The sequence below is a fragment of the Acinetobacter sp. LMB-5 genome, from assembly GCF_001541635.1.
Taxonomy (GTDB): domain Bacteria; phylum Pseudomonadota; class Gammaproteobacteria; order Pseudomonadales; family Moraxellaceae; genus Acinetobacter; species Acinetobacter pittii.
In genome coordinates this window covers 1-375 of sequence record NZ_LRDR01000088.1, presented here as the reverse complement: position 1 = coordinate 375, position 375 = coordinate 1, and the positions used below count along the sequence as shown (strand labels likewise).

The 375-nt window shown below is 47.7% G+C and carries 1 pseudogene; it reads left to right on the top strand.

Annotated features, from left to right (window positions below):
- Positions 1 to 375 (top strand): annotated as a pseudogene (locus tag AW165_RS18640) (2-oxoglutarate dehydrogenase E1 component); the annotation flags it as partial.

The window sequence follows — 375 nt, the reverse complement described above, 5'->3', positions numbered from 1 at the left end:
GTGGTCTAACTATGCTGTTGCCACACGGTTATGAAGGCCAAGGTCCAGAGCACTCGTCGGCTCGTCTAGAGCGTTACTTACAATTGTGTGCTGAACAAAACATGCAAGTTGTAGTGCCATCTACACCAGCACAGGTTTACCACATGATCCGTCGTCAGGTGGTGCGTCCTATGCGTCGCCCACTGATTGTTATGTCACCTAAGTCGCTACTGCGTCATCCACTTTGTACGTCTTCATTAGAAGATCTTTCTGAAGGCACATTCCAGCCAGCGATCCCAGAGATTGATAATCTGGAGCCAAGCAAAGTGAAACGTGTTGTGTTCTGTTCAGGTAAGGTTTATTTCGACCTTCTAGAACAGCGTCGCAATAACGAAC